General features: G+C 73.7%; 16 protein-coding genes. 10 read left to right on the top strand and 6 right to left on the bottom strand.

What is annotated here, in order from left to right; translation table 11 throughout:
• Positions 1 to 56 precede the first annotated feature (56 nt).
• The gene (locus ACSUPV_RS24875) at positions 57 to 1,616 is read left to right on the top strand and encodes a hypothetical protein (RefSeq protein ID WP_436948579.1); all 1,560 of its coding nucleotides are present in this window, start codon (positions 57 to 59) and stop codon (positions 1,614 to 1,616) included.
• Between the two features lie 11 nt (positions 1,617 to 1,627).
• On the opposite strand, the gene ACSUPV_RS24870 is transcribed toward ACSUPV_RS24875, so the two are convergent.
• The gene (locus ACSUPV_RS24870) at positions 1,628 to 2,041 is read right to left on the bottom strand and encodes an organic hydroperoxide resistance protein (RefSeq protein WP_031113075.1); all 414 of its coding nucleotides are present in this window, start codon (positions 2,039 to 2,041) and stop codon (positions 1,628 to 1,630) included.
• Positions 2,042 to 2,163: 122 nt separating this feature from the next.
• Here ACSUPV_RS24870 and ACSUPV_RS24865 point away from each other — a divergent pair, with 122 nt between their 5' ends.
• Positions 2,164 to 2,652, top strand: coding sequence for a MarR family winged helix-turn-helix transcriptional regulator (locus ACSUPV_RS24865; RefSeq protein WP_436948578.1), 489 nt, complete (start codon positions 2,164 to 2,166; stop codon positions 2,650 to 2,652).
• Here the strand turns inward: ACSUPV_RS24865 and ACSUPV_RS24860 are convergent.
• Positions 2,582 to 4,183: a glycosyltransferase family 39 protein gene (locus tag ACSUPV_RS24860; RefSeq protein WP_436949939.1), complete on the bottom strand. Its 1,602-nt coding sequence runs from the start codon at positions 4,181 to 4,183 to the stop codon at positions 2,582 to 2,584. The two genes, ACSUPV_RS24865 and ACSUPV_RS24860, sit on opposite strands and share 71 nt — an antisense overlap.
• Before the next feature lie 166 nt (positions 4,184 to 4,349).
• Here ACSUPV_RS24860 and ACSUPV_RS24855 point away from each other — a divergent pair, with 166 nt between their 5' ends.
• Positions 4,350 to 5,942, top strand: coding sequence for a glycosyltransferase family 2 protein (locus ACSUPV_RS24855; protein ID WP_436948577.1), 1,593 nt, complete (start codon positions 4,350 to 4,352; stop codon positions 5,940 to 5,942).
• 90 nt (positions 5,943 to 6,032) lie between these two features.
• Complete coding sequence (gene galE, locus ACSUPV_RS24850; protein WP_037766896.1) at positions 6,033 to 7,013, top strand: UDP-glucose 4-epimerase GalE; 981 nt, start codon at positions 6,033 to 6,035, stop codon at positions 7,011 to 7,013.
• On the opposite strand, the gene ACSUPV_RS24845 is transcribed toward galE, so the two are convergent.
• The gene (locus tag ACSUPV_RS24845; protein ID WP_031113063.1) at positions 6,958 to 7,266 is read right to left on the bottom strand and encodes a YciI family protein; all 309 of its coding nucleotides are present in this window, start codon (positions 7,264 to 7,266) and stop codon (positions 6,958 to 6,960) included. The genes galE and ACSUPV_RS24845 overlap by 56 nt on opposite strands.
• A 95-nt stretch (positions 7,267 to 7,361) precedes the next feature.
• Between ACSUPV_RS24845 and ACSUPV_RS24840 the strand changes: the two genes are divergently transcribed.
• Entirely contained in the window at positions 7,362 to 8,045 is a 684-nt protein-coding gene (locus ACSUPV_RS24840; RefSeq protein ID WP_031113061.1) for a Crp/Fnr family transcriptional regulator, read from the top strand.
• A gap of 38 nt (positions 8,046 to 8,083) precedes the next feature.
• On the opposite strand, the gene ACSUPV_RS24835 is transcribed toward ACSUPV_RS24840, so the two are convergent.
• Positions 8,084 to 8,710 (bottom strand): TetR/AcrR family transcriptional regulator, encoded by a 627-nt coding sequence (locus ACSUPV_RS24835; protein WP_359791854.1) that lies wholly within the window; start codon positions 8,708 to 8,710, stop codon positions 8,084 to 8,086.
• Between the two features lie 185 nt (positions 8,711 to 8,895).
• Between ACSUPV_RS24835 and ACSUPV_RS24830 the strand changes: the two genes are divergently transcribed.
• The 5 genes from ACSUPV_RS24830 to ACSUPV_RS24810 all read left to right on the top strand — a co-directional run bounded on the left by ACSUPV_RS24830 (position 8,896) and on the right by ACSUPV_RS24810 (position 15,283).
• Positions 8,896 to 9,822: an ABC transporter permease gene (locus tag ACSUPV_RS24830; RefSeq protein ID WP_031113058.1), complete on the top strand. Its 927-nt coding sequence runs from the start codon at positions 8,896 to 8,898 to the stop codon at positions 9,820 to 9,822.
• Positions 9,815 to 10,639, top strand: coding sequence for an ABC transporter ATP-binding protein (locus tag ACSUPV_RS24825; RefSeq protein ID WP_037766889.1), 825 nt, complete (start codon positions 9,815 to 9,817; stop codon positions 10,637 to 10,639). The genes ACSUPV_RS24830 and ACSUPV_RS24825 overlap by 8 nt, the downstream gene beginning before the upstream one ends.
• Positions 10,640 to 10,717: 78 nt before the next feature.
• Entirely contained in the window at positions 10,718 to 12,913 is a 2,196-nt protein-coding gene (locus ACSUPV_RS24820) for a CDP-glycerol glycerophosphotransferase family protein (RefSeq protein ID WP_436948576.1), read from the top strand.
• A 14-nt stretch (positions 12,914 to 12,927) separates the two neighbouring features.
• Entirely contained in the window at positions 12,928 to 14,574 is a 1,647-nt protein-coding gene (locus ACSUPV_RS24815) for a glycosyltransferase family 2 protein (RefSeq protein WP_436949938.1), read from the top strand.
• Between the two features lie 190 nt (positions 14,575 to 14,764).
• Positions 14,765 to 15,283 carry a hypothetical protein gene (locus ACSUPV_RS24810; RefSeq protein WP_031113052.1) on the top strand — a complete coding sequence of 173 codons (519 nt, stop codon included), beginning with the start codon at positions 14,765 to 14,767 and terminating at the stop codon, positions 15,281 to 15,283.
• Here ACSUPV_RS24810 and ACSUPV_RS24805 read toward each other — a convergent pair.
• Together ACSUPV_RS24805 and ACSUPV_RS24800 are read right to left on the bottom strand one after the other, a co-directional pair.
• Positions 15,265 to 16,743: a membrane protein gene (locus ACSUPV_RS24805; protein ID WP_031113051.1), complete on the bottom strand. Its 1,479-nt coding sequence runs from the start codon at positions 16,741 to 16,743 to the stop codon at positions 15,265 to 15,267. The two genes, ACSUPV_RS24810 and ACSUPV_RS24805, sit on opposite strands and share 19 nt — an antisense overlap.
• Positions 16,727 to 17,185: a GtrA family protein gene (locus tag ACSUPV_RS24800; RefSeq protein WP_436948575.1), complete on the bottom strand. Its 459-nt coding sequence runs from the start codon at positions 17,183 to 17,185 to the stop codon at positions 16,727 to 16,729. The genes ACSUPV_RS24805 and ACSUPV_RS24800 overlap by 17 nt, the downstream gene beginning before the upstream one ends.
• Between the last annotated feature and the right edge of the window lie 125 nt (positions 17,186 to 17,310).

Below are 17,310 nucleotides of genomic sequence, written 5' to 3'. Positions count from 1 at the left end.
GACGTGCGGAGGGCCGGGAACATTCGGCGCATGCCCCAGACCCTTCCCCCTCTCCTGTGAGCGCCCCGGTCCTCGTCCGGCGGGCCGTGCGCGGTGCGACGGCGCTGCGCGGCGGCCGGGTGGGGCGGCCCACCCCGTACCAGTTCTACGGCGCCCTGTTCTGGCTGGTGATGACGCTGGCGTTCTGGCGGGTCCCGCTGTGCTGCGACGCCGGACAGCACGCGGCGGTGATCGAGCGCCTCAAGGACGACCTGCTGCACCCGGCCCACACCATGGCAGACCTGCCGGGCGAGGGCAGCCCCTACTACGGCCCGTACGCCGTCGCGCAGGGCGTGCTGGCGCGGCTGACGGGGCTGTCCGGCTGGGAGGTCGTGAAACTCGCCGGGCCGGTGCACCTGCTGGTGCTGCTGACGGGGGTCGGCCGTTTCGTCAGGACCCTCACGGCACGCCCCTGGGCGCCGGTGCTGGCCCTCCTGTTCATGACGCTGCTGTGGGGCACGGCACGGATCCTGTGGAGCGGCTACCTCGGGCTGATGTCGATGACGACGAACCTGGGGTATCCGTCCGCCCTCGCCATCGGCCTGACCTTCTGGGCGTGGGCCTGGACGAGCACCCGCGCCGGTGAGGACGCCCCGGCCGTGCGGTTCGTCGGACCGAGCGGGCTCGGCGGCTGGTGGGGGTACGCCGGGATCGGCGCCCTGTACGGGCTGATCCTGCTCACGCATCCCGTCACGGCCGCCTCGGCGCTCACGGGGGCGGTGGCGATCGTGGCGTCCCGGCAGCGCGGCTGGCGCCGGCCGGTGGTGACGCGCTGGGCGGTCACCGGGGCGGCCTGCGCGACGGTCGCCCTGACCTGGCCGTACTACGAAGTGCTGACGCTGGTGGGCGACACCGGTATGGACGCGATGCACCGGCAGTTGTACGAGCGGATGCTCGCCAACTCCTGGCTGGCGCTGCTCGGCCTGCCCGCGCTGTGGGTGCGGTCCCGCCGCTCGGCGCGTGATCCGCTGGTGCTGCTGTTCCTGCTGGAGTGCCTGCTGGTGGCGTACGGCTGGCTCAGCGGGCACTACACGTACGCCCGGGCGCTGTGGGCCGTACTGGTGCCGCCGCAGTTCGCCCTGGCGGTGGAGCTGGCGGCGGCCCGGCCCTGGGGGCGGGCGCGGCGGGTGCTGGGCGGGGCGGCGGCGGTCGGGGTGTGCGTCGGGTTCGTCACCGTGCACGCCGGAGCCGTCGTGCCGCGCTCGGTCGACCCGGTGGGGTTCGCGCAGCCGACGCGCTGGCCGTCGTACGACTGGGCGGCGCGGCACATCGGGCCGGGCGAGGTGGTGATCACCGACGGGTACTTCGCCAGTCACGCCATCGCCGGGTACGGGCCCAACCTCGCCGCGCCCATCTGGCCCGACCCGGCCCTGGACGAGGCGGAGCGCAAGCGCCGGGCGGCCGACGTGCGCGCCTACCTCGCCCCTGACTCGACCCGCTCCGGGCGGGCCGCCGTGGTCCGCCGCTACCACGTGCGCTGGCTGCTGCTGACGCGCTGGCACCCGGTGCCCGAGGAGGCGGTGGTGGTGGCGTGGAGCAGGCGGACCGGGGAGGTGCTGGCGCGGGTCGGGGGGTGACGTCCTGGTGGTTACTCGATGACCAGGTCGACGTCGATGTTGCCGCGGGTGGCGTTGGAGTACGGGCAGACCTGGTGGGCCTGCTCGACCAGCTTGCGGCCGGTCGCCTCGTCCACGCTGTCGGGGAGCTCCACGCGGAGGGTGACGGCGAGCCCGAAGCCCTCGCCCTGCTTGCCTATGGAGACCTCGGCGGTCACGGCGGCGTCGCTGACGTCGACCTTCGCCGTGCGGCCGACGAGGCCGAGGGCGCTGCCGAAGCACGCGGCGTAACCGGCGGCGAAGAGCTGCTCGGGGTTGGTGCCCTGGCCGTTGCCGCCCAGTGCCTGCGGCATGCCCAGCGCCAGGTCCAGCACGCCGTCGGAGCTGACGGCCCGGCCCTCGCGGCCATGGGTGGCGGTGGCGACAGCGGTGTAGAGCGCGTCCATGGAAGTCCTTCCCTCTCACGTCAACGTTCGGCGGCCCGCTTCCGGGCCGCCTGACACCCAGAATTAGAGCACACAATTAAGTTGCACACAATTGAATGGCGGGCACGAGCTACCCTGGAACCATGGACACGCCCGACGACGACTGGCTCCGCCTGGACCAGCAGATCTGCTTCTCCCTGCACGCGGCCTCGCGCGCCTTCAACGGCGTCTACCGCGTGATCCTCAAGGACCTGGGGCTCACCTACCCGCAGTACCTGGTGATGCTGGTGCTGTGGGAGCACGGCGAGCTGCCCGTGAAGAAGCTCGGGGAGCATCTGCGGCTCGACTCCGGCACGCTGTCGCCGCTGCTCAAGCGGCTGGAGGCGGCCGGCCTCGTGACGCGGGAGCGCAGTGCGCGCGACGAGCGGTCGGTCCAGGTGCGGCTGACCGAGGAGGGCACCGCGCTGCGGCGGCGGGCGCTTCAGGTGCCGCGCCGGATCGCCGCCTCGACGGGCTTCGCGGCCGCCGAGATCCGCGCCCTGCGCGCCCGCCTCGACGACCTCACCACCGCGCTGGACGCGGCCGCGCTGTCGGAGACGCCGGGCGGCTCTCCGGCAGACGCGCGGTCGTAGCGGTGCCGGGCGGCACGTCCCCGGCCGACGGGCGGACGTAGAGGCGGAGGGTCACTCCGTCCCGCGCGTGTTCCTCCCGGACCGTGAACTCCTCCGCCAGGACGGCGAGCTTGGTGCGCTCGACCGGGTCGGACGGGGGCCGGCGCGGGTCCAGCGCGTCGCGCTCGGCGACGACCCAGACGCGGTCCACCGAGGCGAGCCGCTGCCGCAGCTCCCCGGGGGTCGCCTCACGGCCCCACAGCGTCCCGGACCGGGGCGCCGACTCCCGCAGCGCGATGTCCCGCACCCGCCGGAACCCCTTCGGGTAGGCCAGCGCGGCGAGCCGGCCGACCGACGGCACGAACAGCACCGGGTCGCCGGGGCGCATCTGGCGGACGGCGAGCGCGGAGACGACGGCGAGGTTGTCGGGGCGCTGGGCGGCCGAGCGGTCCTGGCGGTGCACCGGGAGGTGGTGCAGGAAGGTGACGGTGAGGGCGAGGACGCCGGTGACGCCCAGCAGGGCGTGCACCCGCCGACCGCCGATCCGCACGCGCCGCCCGCCGATCCGCACCCGCCGCCTGCCGATCCGCACCCGCCGCCCGGCGATCCGCACCTGCCGCCCGGCGAACCGCATCCGCCCCAGCGCCCCGGCCACCCGCCCGGCCCCGGCCGCCACCAGCAGCGACCCTCCCGCCAGCGCGTAGAGCACGTACCTGTCGTGGTAGAGCGGACGGACCTGCGAGACCGTCATCAGGATCCCCGGCGGCACGAGCAGCAGCGGCAGCGCGACCGCCGCCAGGCGCCGCTCCCGGAGCCCCAGGGCCATCAGCAGCAACGATCCCCGGAACACCGCCCCGTCCGGGCCGGGCGAGAAGTTCCGTGCCAGCCGCTCCACCCGGTCCCACCCCGGCGGCGCCAGCCACGCCACCTGCCCGGCCTGCCCCTGCGACACCCACACCAGCGGCAGCAGGAGCAGCACCACGGCCGCCGCCGCGCACCCCCAGCCGGACCACACCCGCCGCGGCACCCGCGTCAGGGCCAGCGTCACCGCGTGCGCGCAGAGCACCAGCACCGCCAGCTCGTGCAGCAGACAGGTCAGGGCGACGACCGTGCCGTACGGCCACCAGGCCCGCGCGGTCGCCGCGTCCACGGCCCTCAGGAGCAGCAGCGTCGCCCCGGCCACGCCCGCCGCGACCAGCGCGTAGGACCGCCCCTCCTGGGCGTAGTGGCCGGTCATCGGCGTGATGGCGTAGAGGAGACCGGCCCACAGGCCGATCCGCGGTCCGGCCAGCCGCACGCCCAGGGCCGCGACCAGGCCGGCGGTCACGGTCGCCGCGCACACCGACGGCAGGCGCAGCACGACCTCGCCCGGGTGGACCGCCAGGACGGCGTGCATGAACAGGTAGTACAGGCCGTGCACCGCGTCCACGTCGTGCAGCAGCCGCCAGATCTGCGGGACCGTGCGCCGGGCGACCTGGAAGGTGACGCTCTCGTCGCCCCACATGCCGCCGCGGTCCAGGCCCCACAGCCCGATCCCGAGCATCGCCGCCATGGGAACCGCCACGGGCACCGGGCCCGTGCCCCCCGGATGTCGGATCGTCACGTGCCGATTCTGTGCCGCTGCGCAGGCGTTAGAGTCGTTTGATGGTGTGTTATCACTTTCGTGTCATTCGCCCGGATTAAGATCCGCCGTGATGAATGCCGCGATGAATGCCGTGATGCCTGCCCCTCAGGTCGCCGTCGTGGTCATCGGCTACGACGACGCCGCGCATGTGGCGGACGCCGTGCGCTCGGCGCTCGCCCAGGGCCCGGCCGTGCGCGAGGTCGTGGCCGTCGACGACGGCTCGGCGGACGGCACCGCCGGGCTGCTCGACCGGCTCGCCGCGTCGGAGCCCCGTCTGAAGGTGATCCGGCGCCGGGTCAACAGCGGCGGCTGCGGCACCCCGCGCAACACCGGGCTCGACGCGGTGACCTCCCCGTACGTCATGTTCCTGGACAGCGACGACGTCCTGCCACCGGGCGCGGTCGACGCGCTGCTCGCGGCGGCCGCGGGGGCGCGCGCGGAGGTCACGGGCGGGCTGTGCGTACGCCGGGAACTGCCCTCGGGGCGCGAAGTCCCCTGGCAGCCGCGCCTCTACGCGCTGCACGCCGTCGTACCGCACCCGGCGCGGCGGCCGCGCCTGGTCCACGACACGCTCTGCGTCAACAAGCTCTACCGCACCGGCTTCCTGCGCGAGCACGGCATCCGCTTCCCCGAGGGCCGCTTCCCGTACGAGGACGTCGTCTTCACCGCCCGCGTGCTGGCCGCCGACCCGCGGATCGCCCTGGTCCCGGACCGGGTCTACGTCTGGCACGTGCGCCGGTCCGCCGAGCGGCTGTCGATCTCGCTGGACCGGACCGGCGTCGTCAACTGGCGGGCCCGCACGGAGGCGTGCCGGCAGGCGTACGAGATCCTGCTGGGCGCCGGGCGGAAGGAACTCGCGCGGGCCGCGCGCGCCAAGTTCCTCGACCACGACCTGCGGATGTACCTGCGTGAACTGGGGTTGCGCGACGCCTCCTACCAGCGCGCGTGGTGGGAGCTCACGCGGGCGTATCTCGCGGAGTACGACGCGGACGACTGGGCGCGCGACCCGGCCGCTCCCGGCCGGCTGGCCGGGCGGGTCGTCCTGGCCAGCCCGGAGCCGCGCGACCTGCCCCGGCTGCGGGAGCTGGCGGCCCGGCCGGCCCGGCTCCGCCCGCCGTACGCCCGGGCCGCCGACGGCACGCCCGTCTGGTCGGAGGACCTCCCGCAGATCTCCCTGGAACCCCTGCTGACCCGGCCCGTGCGGGAGCTGCCCCTGGCCGTCGACGCGGCGCTGCGGCCACGCGCGCGTGGCACCCGGCTGCGGCTGCGCCTGCACGAGCTGTACGGGCGGGTGGCACAGGCGGGGCCGGAGACGGTGGAGGCGGAGTGGCGGCACCGGGACGACGGGACCGTCGTCGCCTGCCGTGCCACCCCGCTCGTGCCGGCCGCGGGCGCCTGGTCGGCGGAGACGGCCGTGGACCTCCCCGCCCTGGCCGCGCCCGGCGCGGGCACCTGGGACCTGCGCCTTCGGCTGCGCTTCCGCGACGGCGTGAGCCGCGACGTCACGGCGCACGCCCTCACGGGCGCCGGTCTGCTGCGCCGCAGCGCCGTCCCGAGCGCCCGGTACGGCGTGGTACTCGTACAGCCGTACACCACCCACTCCGGCGCGCTGGCGCTGCGGGTGGCCCCCGGCGTACGCGGGGTGCTGTCGGTCGCACGCGGGAGACTGCGCCGCCTGCTTCACTGAGAGCACGACGAACACGACGCACCACGACGTATCACCACAGGCACCACCATGGGCACCACCACGGGCCAACTGACGAGGGGACGGCCGCACATGACCTGGTTGATCACCGGCGGCGCCGGCTACATCGGAGCGCACGTCGTACGGGCGATGACCGCGGCGGGCGAACAGGCGGTGGTGTACGACGACCTGTCCACCGGCATCGCCGAACGCGTGCCCGACGGGGTGCCGCTGGTGGTGGGCTCGACGCTGGACGCCGAGCGGCTCGCGCGCACCCTCGCGGACCACGCGGTCACCGGTGTCGTCCACCTCGCGGCGAAGAAGCAGGTCGGCGAGTCGGTCGAGCAGCCGCTGCGCTACTACCGGGAGAACGTCGAGGGCCTGCGGATCCTCCTGGACGCCGTGACGGCGGCCGGGGTGCCGTCCTTCGTCTTCTCCTCCTCGGCGGCGGTCTACGGCATGCCGGACGTGGACCTGGTCACCGAGGAGACGCCCTGCGTGCCGATGTCGCCGTACGGCGAGACGAAGCTCACCGGCGAGTGGCTGGTCCGCGCGACGGGCCGGGCGACCGGGCTGTCGACCGCGTCCCTGCGCTACTTCAACGTGGCCGGGGCGGCGAGCCCGGAGCTGGCGGACGTCGGCGTCTTCAACCTCGTCCCGATGGTCTTCGAGAAGCTCACGGAGAACGCGCCGCCGCGGATCTTCGGTGCCGACTACCCGACTCCGGACGGCACCTGCGTGCGCGACTACATCCACGTCGTCGACCTGGCCGAGGCCCATGTCGCGGCGGCCCGGGCGCTGCGCTCCTCCCCCGGCCGGGACGTCACCGTCAACATCGGCCGGGGCGAGGGCGTCTCCGTCCGCGAGATGATCGACCGCATCAACGCCGTCACCGGCTACGACCGGCCGCCCACGGTCACGCCCCGCCGCCCGGGCGACCCGGCCCGCGTCGTCGCCTCCGCCGACCGCGCCGCCGCCGAGCTGGGCTGGAAGGCCCGGCACGACGTCCAGGACATGATCACCTCGGCGTGGGAGGGGTGGGTGCGGCTGCACCCGGAGGCGAGGCGGGGCTGACGAGCGGGGACCACTCGCGCACCGAGCGGACCTCGACGCCGGGGGTGCGCCGGTAGTACGGGTCCTCGTGGAGGATCTCGTCCAGCCGCGCCCGGCCGACCGTGAAGATCAGGAGGGCGCCGGTGTCGTCGGCCCAGGGACCGGCGGCGGCGAGCGCCCCGTCGGCGTGCAGACGGGCCAGGGTCTCGCGGTGGGCGGGGCGGGCGGCGAGGCGCTCCGGGGCGGGTGTGAAGGCGAGTTCGACGACGAACACGGGGGTCCTTTCCTAGCCGGTGTGCGGGGACGGCGGTGAGGTTAGGCTCGGCGCGCCGGATGCTGCTGTATCGCGCGATACAGACGGGAGTCGGGGTGGACACGCAGGGATGGCGGCGGCTGCGGGACGTACCGCTGTTCGCGCGGTTGCCGGACGCCGGTCTGATCGCCCTGTGGGACGGGTCGGTGCCGCGCCGCTACGCCGCCGGTGAGGTCCTGCGGGTGCAGGGCGCGCCGGCCGATCACCTGCTGGTGCTGCTGAGCGGGAGCACGGCGGCGTCCGCGGCGACGGCGAACGGGCGGGTGGTGCGGTTCGGCACGTGGAGCGGGCCGTGCGCCCTGGACAAGGTGGCGCTGCTCGACCGGGCGGGCCACACGGCGACGTACACGGCGGTCGGACGGTGCGCGGTGCGGGCCGTGCCGCGGGCCCGCTTCATGGCTCTGCTCGACGACTCGGCGGCGGTCCGCGCGCATGTCCTGCGCCTGCTGGCCGCCCAGGCCCGTGCCCAGCAGGAACGGCTGACGGACACCGTCGCCCTGCCGTGCGAGGCGCGTCTCGCGGCCTGGCTGCTCCACGCGGCGGCGGACGGCGGGCGGGTGGTGTCCCTGCCCGGGTCGCAGCAGGAGCTCGCCGACCTGCTGGGCGTCACCCGGGTGACGGTCAACCGCGCCCTGTCCCGGCTGCGGCGCGACGGCCTCGTCGGGCCGGCGGCGGACGGCCGGATCGAGCTGCTCGCGCCGGAGCTGCTCGCGCTGCGGGCGACGGCGGAACGCGGCTGACGCTCCGCTTCCGCAGGGCCCCCCGGGGGTGACGGCTCCTACAGCGCCCGCAGCGCCGCCGACGTGGCCCGGGCCAGGGATCCCAGGTATCCCTTCGGCAGCTTCGGGCTGCGGATCACCACCGAGCGCCAGTAGAGCGGGCCCGAGATCAGGTCGAGGGCCAGGTCGTGGTCGAGGCCCTCGCGGAGTTCGCCGCGGCGTTCCGCCGCCGTGACGATGCCGGTGGCGACGCCGTCCTGCCCCTCGCGCAGGGCCTTCTGCAGGGCCTCGGCGATGTCGGGGTTGCGGGCCGCCTCGGCCTGGAGGTCCGGGATGATCTGCGAGGCGACGGGGTGACGCAGGGCACGGGACGTCACCTCGTACAGCAGCCGCAGGTCGCCCTCCAGGGAGCCGGTGTCCGGCGCGGGCAGGCCCTGCACGGCGAGCGCCGAGACGATGTCCAGGACCAGGTGCAGCTTCGAGCGCCAGCGGCGGTAGACCGCCGTCTTCCCGACGCCCGCCCGGCGCGCGATCCCCTCGATGGACATCCGCGCGTAGCCGACGGCCGCGAGCTCCTCGAAGACGGCCGCCCGGATGGCTTCCGTCACGTCCTCCCGCAGTACGGCCGCCCCCGCGGGGGCCCGGCGGCGCGGGGGCTGCTGGGGCTCGTCGGGCTTCGTCGTCATGCCGGACAGCATAGGGCGTCACGACGAAACGGTTGCGTTCCGACGCTCAAACGGCTTACGCTCACGTCACGACGATACGGTCCCGTCCCGACGTAAAGAGTCGTCCAGGGTCCGGTAAAGACCACCCGTTCCGGCCCCTGTGACCCCTCAGGCCCCACCCCTCCCCCCGAGCGAAAGCAGCGGATGTGAGCCAGGTCCTCCACACACCGCCCCAGCCCCGGAGCCAGAACCCGGCCCCGGCCGAACACGACCTCGCGGCCCTCGCCGCCCGCCACGGCCTCTCCGTCAGCGGCGCCCGCCCCTCCCTGCCCGAGTACGTCCGCCAGCTGTGGGCCCGCCGCCACTTCATCACCGCGTTCGCCACCGCCAAGCTCACCGCCCAGTACAGCCAGGCGAAGCTCGGCCAGGTCTGGCAGGTGATGACCCCGTTGCTGAACGCGGCGGTCTACTACTTCATCTTCGGCGTGCTGCTCGGCACCAAGCACGGCGTGCCCGACTACATCCCGTTCCTGGTCACGGGCGTGTTCATCTGGACGTTCACGCAGAGCTCGATCATGGCGGGCACCCGCGCCATCTCCGGCAACCTCGGCCTGGTGCGCGCCCTGCACTTCCCGCGCGCCGCGCTGCCGCTGTCGTTCTGCCTCCAGCAGCTCCAGCAGCTGCTGTTCTCGATGGGCGCCCTGGTGGTGATCCTGCTCTGCTTCGGGGTGCCGGTCGGCGCGTCCTGGCTGCTGGCGGTGCCGGCGCTGTTCCTGCAGTTCACGTTCAACGCGGGCGTCTCCATGGTCATGGCCCGGATGGGTGCCAAGACCCCCGACATCGCCCAGCTGATGCCGTTCGTGCTGCGCACCTGGATGTATGTCTCGGGTGTCATGTGGAGCATCGACAAGCTGGCGCAGAAGGACAGCCTGCCCCACGTGGTGACGGTCGCCCTGGCGGCCAACCCGGCCGCCGTCTACATCGACCTGATGCGCTTCGCCCTGATCGACAGCTTTCACGCGAGCCAGCTCCCCGCCCACGTGTGGGCGATCGCGGCCGGCTGGGCGCTGGTCGCCGGCGTGGGCGGCTTCATCTACTTCTGGAAGGCTGAGGAGACGTACGGCCGTGGCTGAGCACCCGAGCGAGAAGATCCCCACCGTCGTCGCCGACGGCGTCGACATCGTCTACCGCGTCAACGGCACCGGCGCGGGACGCGGCTCCGCGACCGCCGCCCTCAACCGCATGCTGCGCCGCAAGCAGACCGAGAAGGCGGCGGGCGTGCGCCGGGTGCACGCCGTGAAGAACGTGTCCTTCGTCGCCCACCGGGGCGAGGCGATCGGCCTGATCGGCACCAACGGCTCCGGCAAGTCCACCCTGCTGAAAGCCGTCGCGGGTCTCCTCCCCGTGGAGAACGGCCACATCTACACCGACGGCCAGCCCTCCCTCCTCGGCGTCAACGCGGCCCTGATGAACGACCTCACCGGCGAGCGCAACGTCCACCTCGGCGGTCTCGCCATGGGCATGTCCCGGGAGCAGATCAAGGAGCGCTACCAGGAGATCGTCGACTTCTCGGGCATCAACGAGAAGGGCGACTTCATCACGCTGCCGATGCGGACGTACTCCTCCGGCATGGCCGCCCGACTCCGCTTCTCCATCGCCGCCGCCAAGGACCACGACGTCCTGCTCATCGACGAGGCCCTGGCCACCGGCGACCGCTCCTTCCAGAAGCGTTCCGAGGACCGCATCCGGGAGCTGCGCAAGCACGCGGGCACGGTCTTCCTGGTCAGCCACAACAACAAGTCGATCCGCGACACCTGCGACCGCGTGCTGTGGCTGGAGCGCGGGGAGCTGCGCATGGACGGGCCGACGGAGGACGTCCTGAAGGAGTACGAGGCGTTCACCGGGGACAAGTCCCCGAAGCCCAAGCCCAAGGCGGCGGTTCCCTCGTGAGGCCCACTCGATCGGCCCTTTTGTCTCATTGATGGCACCATGACCGCATAGGTGCAGCCGCGAGAAGGAGTCCCCGTGATGGCCGAGCTCAGCGTCATCGTCCACGGGCCGAACGTGCAGGACCATCTGACGGAACTCCTCGACTCCCTCGCCGCCCATCCCCTCCCGGACGCCGAGGTGATCGTGGCCGCGGTCGGCGACTGGGCCCGGGAGACCGCCGAGCACCACACCCCGGACGTCCAGGTGCTGGCGCTGCCGGACGGCACGGGCGACGCCGCGGCCCGGGCGGCGGGCGCGGCACGGGCCTCCGGGCGGTGGCTGCACTTCGTCCACGCCAAGGACGGCCTGCCCGCCGGTGCCCCGCGCACGGTCGCCGAGCGGGTGGCGGAACTGCCCGGCGAGGTCGACGTCCTGCTCCTCGACCACGTCCGCAGCACCTGGCACACCTCCGGCATGCCCTCCCCGGACGGCTCGCTGCTCGCCCGGGCGGGCCGGGCCGACGTCGCCCTGGACGACTGCGCGCCCCTGCTGCGGCTGACCCCGCTGCTCGGCACCCGCGCCCTGCGCGCGGACTTCTGGCGGGCGCACGAGCCACGGCTCACCACCGACGACGAGCCGTACGCCGCCCTGGCCGCCCTGCTGCTCGCCGACCGCGTCGCCTGCCTGCCGCACGTCGCCTACGAGGACCGCAGGCTGCGCCCCGCCAGCCTGCCCCCCGTCACGCCCGAGCAGCGCTACGGCCTCGTCGAGCGCTACGAGTCACTCATCGACCTCGCCCGCGACCGCCGCGCCGCCCACACCGTCCTCTACGACGTGATGGTCCGCGACTGCCTGCGCACCTTCACCCGGGGCGGCATGCCGGAGGAGGTCGCGCGGGAGTTCTTCCGCCGGGCGTCCCTGGCCGCCCTGCGCCGCCGCCCCGAGGACTACCGGCGCCCGGCCGGTCTGGAAGGCGTCCGCCGCTCCCTGCTCGAAGAGGGCGCGTACACCAAGTACCGGGCCTTCCAGGCCGTCAACCGCACGCGCCGCACCGCCAGGTCGGCCGTACGGACCCGCAGGCGCCAGGTCGGCGCCAAGCTCCGCGACCACCAGTACCGCAGGGCGCTGGGCCGCCCGGTCAACCCCAACCTGGCGGTGTTCTCGGCGTACTGGAACCGCGGCGTCGCCTGCAATCCCGCCGCGATCGCCGCGAAGCTCGCCGAACTCGCCCCGCAGATCCACGCCGTGTGGGTGGTGTCCGAGGAGAACGCGGCCCTGCTGCCGCCCGGCACCGACCACGTCGTGCCCGGCAGCCGCCGCTACTGGGAGGTGCTGGCGACGGCCAAGTACCTCGTCAACAACGTCAACTTCCCCAACGCGGTGGTCAAGCGCCCCGACGCGATCCACGTCCAGACCCACCACGGCACGCCCCTGAAGCGCATGGGCATCGACCAGATGGCATACCCGGCCGCCGCGCAGGGACTGGACTTCCAGGCGCTGCTGGAGCGCATCGACAAGTGGGACTTCAGCGTCTCGTCCAACAGCCACACCACCCGCATGTGGCAGCGCGCGTACCCCTCGCACTACGTCTCGCTGGACCACGGCTATCCGCGCAACGACGTGTACTACACGGCCGGTGCCGCCGACATCCGGGCGATCCGCGACCGCCTCGGCATCGCGCCCGGCCGCCGGGCCGTCCTCTACGCGCCCACCCACCGCGACTACGAGGCCGGCTGGACGCCGCGCCTGGACCTCGCCGCCCTCGCCGACCGGCTCGGCGAGGACACGGTCCTCCTCGTCCGCGGCCACTACTTCTACGGCGGCGCGGCCTCCCCGCTCACCAACCTGCGCCGCACGGGCCGCATCATCGACGTCTCCTCCTACGACCCGGTCGAGGAGCTGTGCCTGGCGGCGGACGCCCTGGTCACGGACTACTCCTCGATCATGTTCGACTACGCCAACCTCGACCGGCCGCTGGTGATCCACGCCGACGACTGGGAGACGTACCGCACCACCCGCGGCGTCTACTTCGACCTGATGGCCGAGGCCCCCGGCCCGGTGGCCCGCACCCAGGAGGAGCTGACGGAGATCCTCACCACCGACGCCTGGCACGACGAGGGCGCGGCGAAGGCCCGGGCCGTCTTCCGGCGCCGGTTCTGCGAGTACGACGACGGACGCGCCGCCGAGCGCGTCGTCCGCCGGGTCTTCCTCGGCCAGGACGAGAAGGAGCTGCCTCCGGTCCTGCCGATCGAGGAGCGCACCCCGGCCCCGACCCCGCAGGAGGCGACCGCATGAGCACCCAGGACGTCATGGGCACCCCCGACGTCACCGTGACGGTCATCGTCTACAACGACGCCGAGCGCCTCCCCCGCGCGGTCGAGTCGGTCCGCCGCCAGACTCACGCGAACATCGAGATCGTCATCAGCGACGACCACTCCACCGACGCGACCCCGGCGGTGGCCCAGCGGCTGGCGGCCGAGGACCCCCGCATCCGCCACCTCCGCCTGGAGCGCAACAGCGGCGGCTGCAGCGCCCCGCGCAACCGCGCCCTGGAGATCGCCCGGGCGCCGTATCTGATGTTCCTCGACAGCGACGACGAACTCCCCGTCGACGCCGTCGAACTGCTGCTCGCCGCGCACCGCGAGCGCGAGATCGACTTCGCGATGGGCGCGGTGCAGCGGATCCGGGCGGACAGCGGCCGCCGCTCGACCTGGATGCCGCACCTGGTCGCCGAGCGCCGCACCCTCGACGGCATCGAGGCCGACCCGCGTCTGCTCTTCGAGCACCTGTCGACGAGCAAGATGTACGCCCGCTCCTTCCTCGACCGGCACGGCCTGCGCTTCCCGGAGGGCATCCACTACGAGGACCAGCTGTTCTCGGCGCAGGCGTACTGCCTGGCCAAGCGCTTCACGATCATCCCGGAGCCGGTCTACCGCTGGTACGTGGCGCCGTACGCGTCCTCCGACGCGGCCTCGATATCCAACCAGCGGCACAAGCTCGCCAACGTCCGCGACCGGATCCACGTCCAGCACCTCATCGACAGGTTCCTGGCCGAGAGCGGCCACGAGTCGCTCCGCGAGGACAAGGACCACAAGTTCCTCAAGCACGACTTCCGGATGTACGCCGGTGACCTGCCCTACCGGGACGACGCCTGGCTGACGTCCTTCGCGGACCTCGTCACCCCCTACCTCGACACGCTCACCCCCGGCGCGTTCGCCCGCCTCCCGCGCGCCGAACGCGTGGTGATCCAGCTGATCCGCGACCGCCGCCTGCGGGAAGCCACGCTGGCGGCCCGAGGGCTGGGCCACGGGGTCGCCCCCAGGCGGGTGACGACGGACGCGGAGGGCCGCACCTACTGGGGCGACCGGATCCCCGCCTCCGCCTGGTCCCGCCGCGAACTCGACATCTCGGACCTGGAACTGGAGACGCGGCCCTTCCCGAGCGCCCAGTTCCGCCACGAGATCACGGAGATCACCCGGGGCCCCGGCGCCTCGATCGACCTCACGATCCGCACCCACGACCCGGCCCTGCGCCTCCCCGTAGGGCCCCAGCGGGCCACACTCCTCATCGCCCCGGGCGGCCGTCGGCTCCGCGTGGACCTCCGCCTCTCGCCCGTCCGCCCCGGCGTCTTCGAGGGCCATGCCCACCTGGACCTGGCGGCGGCGTCCCTCCCCCTCCAGGGCTTCACCGGGATCCGCCACCCCCTGCTCCGCCTGCACCACCAGGGCCTGACCAACACGGGCCTCCTCCTGGCCCCCCTGACGTTCCCCACCCTGACCACTCACGTCCCCCACCACCGCCTCACCCTCGAACCCGAGGGCCACGGCCCCGGCCGCCTCCAGGTCCGCTGGGAGCCGACGGGTATGACGGCGACTCTGATCCGCCCCGCGGTACGCCACCTGGCCCGGCCCCGGGTGAAGAGGGCGGCGCGGCTGGTGGCGAGCGCGCTGAAGTAGCGCCTGGTTTCGGTCCTGCGACTCCTGGCTGGGGTCCTGCGGCTCCTGGCTGCGGTATCGCGGCTCCCGGCTGGGGTCCTGCGGCTCCTCCCCAGGGACGAGAACCCCGCCCGCCCCTCCGCCCCCCGGCTGCCGGGCCCGCCCACCAGGCGGACGCCCCGAGGGCACGCGACTCGGCAGCATCATCCGCATGACCCCACCGCCGACCACCTCGACCACCCCACCCCGCTGGGCCGTCCGGGCGGCCCATGCCACCGCCCTCCTCGTACTCCCCAGCGGCCTTTGGCGCATCGCCCTGGCCCTGGGCCACCCCGCCGGCTACACGGCCGAAGGCTTCGCGGACTTCCAGTCACCCGACGCCAGACTCTGGCTCGTCGTCCTCAGCGTCGTCAGCGAGCTCCTCGCCCTGCTGACGATCGGCCTGGTCCGCCCCTGGGGCGAAACCCTGCCCCGCTGGGTCCCGTACGTCGGCGGACGCGCGGTCCCCACCCGGCCCGTCGTCGTCACGGCCGGCCTCGGCGCCTTGGCCCTCACCGCGCTCTGGGCCGGCATCCCCTGGTGGTGGACGTACCCGCACGACGGCATGACGGACACCGGCCACCTGGTCGTCGGCATCCTCTACCAGCCCCTGGTCCTGTGGGGGCCGCTCCTCGCCGCCGTCACGCTGTCGTACCACCGCCGCCGCACGCGTCACCGCACCACGGCGTAGAGCACCTGTCCTCCGGGCCCCCGAGCCACCTCCCGCAAGCCGGCGCCCCGCGCACCCTCCCCCAGCCAGGCCCCCGCCACGACCCACCGCACGCCGTACGCCCGCAGGATCTCCCCCCGCTCCCCGTCCGGCGTCCCCTCCGCGAAGTACCGGCGCACGGCCTCCGCCCGTCGCCCCTCGTCCGGCAGGAAGAAGTCGGGATAGCCGGGCGCCACGGTGTACGCCCCGTACGCCGGGATCTGCCGGGCCGGCCGCCCGGCCCGCGCCATCACCACGTCCCCGTACCTCACCCACGGCGTCATCCAGTGGTACCCGGCCCACGGCTGCCGGTACTTCTCCGCGACGGCCTCCGGCAGTTCCCCCCGCGGCACCACGTACCCGAGCGTCCCGGCCTGCGTCCACGCCCCCGCGGCCAGCGCCGCGCCCAGCACGCACGCCCACCCGGCCCGCACCGCACGCCGCCCGGCCGTCACCGCCTCCAGCGCCGCCGCGAGCTGCGCCGGGATCAGCGCGGCCGGCAGCGCCCGGCCCCACGCGTAGTGCCCGCTCAGCCCGCCCGCCGCGACCACGACCACCCCCAGCAGGAAGAACAGCACCAGGGGATCCCACCGGTCCCGCCGCCACCGCATCCCCAGGGCCACCACCCCGAGCAGCACCAGCCAGTACCGCCCGAGCAGGTCCTCGTACAGCGGCCGGTGCACCGCCTCCAGCCCGTCCCCCGCTCCGAACAGCGCGAAGAAGTCGTAGTACGGCCACAGCAGCAGCACCCCGAGCGCCACCGCGACCCCGCCCCCGAGCCGCAGCCACGTGCCCCGCCCCGGCCGCGCGGCGAGCACCGTCGCGACCGCCCCCAGCGAGGCCACCACGCCGGAGAACTGATGGCACAGCAGAATCACGGCCCACAGCGCCCCCAGCCCCAGCCACGTCCTCCACCCCGCGTCCCGACGCACCGCCCGCCCCAGCCACGCCCAGAGGTGGAACGCCAGGCCCAGCGCGAACACGCTCGGATACGACACCGTCAGCGCGAGCGAGTTGAGCCCGTGGAAGCCGCTCCAGTTGAACAGGGCCGTCCCCCACAGGAACAGCAGGCTCAGCACGGCCAGGGCGGGCGCGGCGCGATGGCCGTCGAGCGTCCGTACGTACCGCCACACCCCCGTCACCAGCAGCCCGAGACCGGCCAGCGCCCCCAGTCGCAGCACCACGAAGACCGACAGCCGGCTCACCCGCGCGACGCATCCGAGCACCAGCATCCAGGGCGAGTAGTACGGGCTCGGCGTGTCCGCGTCGACGAGCGGATTGCCCGGGTCGACGAGATCGTGCCGCAGCCGCTGGACGGTGGCGGCGTGCATCCCGAGGTCCCCGGCCCACGGCAGCCGGACGATCACGAGAAGCAGCAGCAGGACGGCCACCGCGGCGGCGGCCTGCGCGGCGAGGACGGCCGGTCTAGGCGCGGCGCGCATCGTGCTGGAACACCCAGGTGCGGTAGACGAGGAACCGGAAGGCCGACGCCAGCACGATGGAAACCGCCTTGACCAGGTTCGACTCCACGGGCCCGGCCAGCCCGAGCCCGTGGTAGCCGGCGTAGAACAGCCCGCTCTCCAGGGCGACGCCGATTCCGCTGAAGACGAAGAACAGCGCGATCTGGCGCCTCGTCCGCGACGCCCTGTCGCGGTAGGTGAAGTACCGGAAGCCGAGGTAGTTGCTTCCCATGGCGACCAGGCTGGCCAGCACGGTCGCCACCATGGCGGCCCAGTGCAGGCCGTGCAGGAGCACGTTGAACACCAGGAAGTTCACCGCGACGCCGCTGCCGCCGACCACCGCGAAGTTCACCACTTCGAGGACGACGCGCTTGACGGGGAGGGCGGGAGCGGCCGCTCGCTCCTCGGACAGGTTCACAGTCACGCCTCAAGCCTTAGCCGGATTCGGTAAGTCCTCCACTCGAATCGCCCTAAGGCGGGCCAAGAACGAGCGCCCCGGGCCGGCAGCCGGCCCGGGGCGCTCACCATGCCGTACGCCCTACGAATGCT

It is taken from the genome of Streptomyces sp. SudanB52_2052 (assembly GCF_964272415.1).
In the GTDB taxonomy this organism is placed as follows: Bacteria; Actinomycetota; Actinomycetes; order Streptomycetales; family Streptomycetaceae; genus Streptomyces; species Streptomyces olindensis.
This window is presented reverse-complemented; position numbering and strand designations above follow the sequence as displayed.

Bases quoted from the DNA above. Each gene is read 5' to 3' on its own strand.
- ACSUPV_RS24815 (WP_436949938.1), top strand. From the start codon at position 12,928: ATGGGCACCCCCGACGTCACCGTGACGGTCATCGTCTACAACGACGCC.
- ACSUPV_RS24820 (WP_436948576.1), top strand. From the start codon at position 10,718: ATGGCCGAGCTCAGCGTCATCGTCCACGGGCCGAACGTGCAGGACCAT.
- ACSUPV_RS24805 (WP_031113051.1), bottom strand. From the start codon at position 16,743: ATGCGCGCCGCGCCTAGACCGGCCGTCCTCGCCGCGCAGGCCGCCGCC.
- ACSUPV_RS24870 (WP_031113075.1), bottom strand. From the start codon at position 2,041: ATGGACGCGCTCTACACCGCTGTCGCCACCGCCACCCATGGCCGCGAG.
- ACSUPV_RS24860 (WP_436949939.1), bottom strand. From the start codon at position 4,183: ATGGCGGCGATGCTCGGGATCGGGCTGTGGGGCCTGGACCGCGGCGGC.
- ACSUPV_RS24865 (WP_436948578.1), top strand. From the start codon at position 2,164: ATGGACACGCCCGACGACGACTGGCTCCGCCTGGACCAGCAGATCTGC.
- ACSUPV_RS24835 (WP_359791854.1), bottom strand. From the start codon at position 8,710: ATGACGACGAAGCCCGACGAGCCCCAGCAGCCCCCGCGCCGCCGGGCC.
- ACSUPV_RS24855 (WP_436948577.1), top strand. From the start codon at position 4,350: ATGCCTGCCCCTCAGGTCGCCGTCGTGGTCATCGGCTACGACGACGCC.
- ACSUPV_RS24810 (WP_031113052.1), top strand. From the start codon at position 14,765: ATGACCCCACCGCCGACCACCTCGACCACCCCACCCCGCTGGGCCGTC.
- galE (WP_037766896.1), top strand. From the start codon at position 6,033: ATGACCTGGTTGATCACCGGCGGCGCCGGCTACATCGGAGCGCACGTC.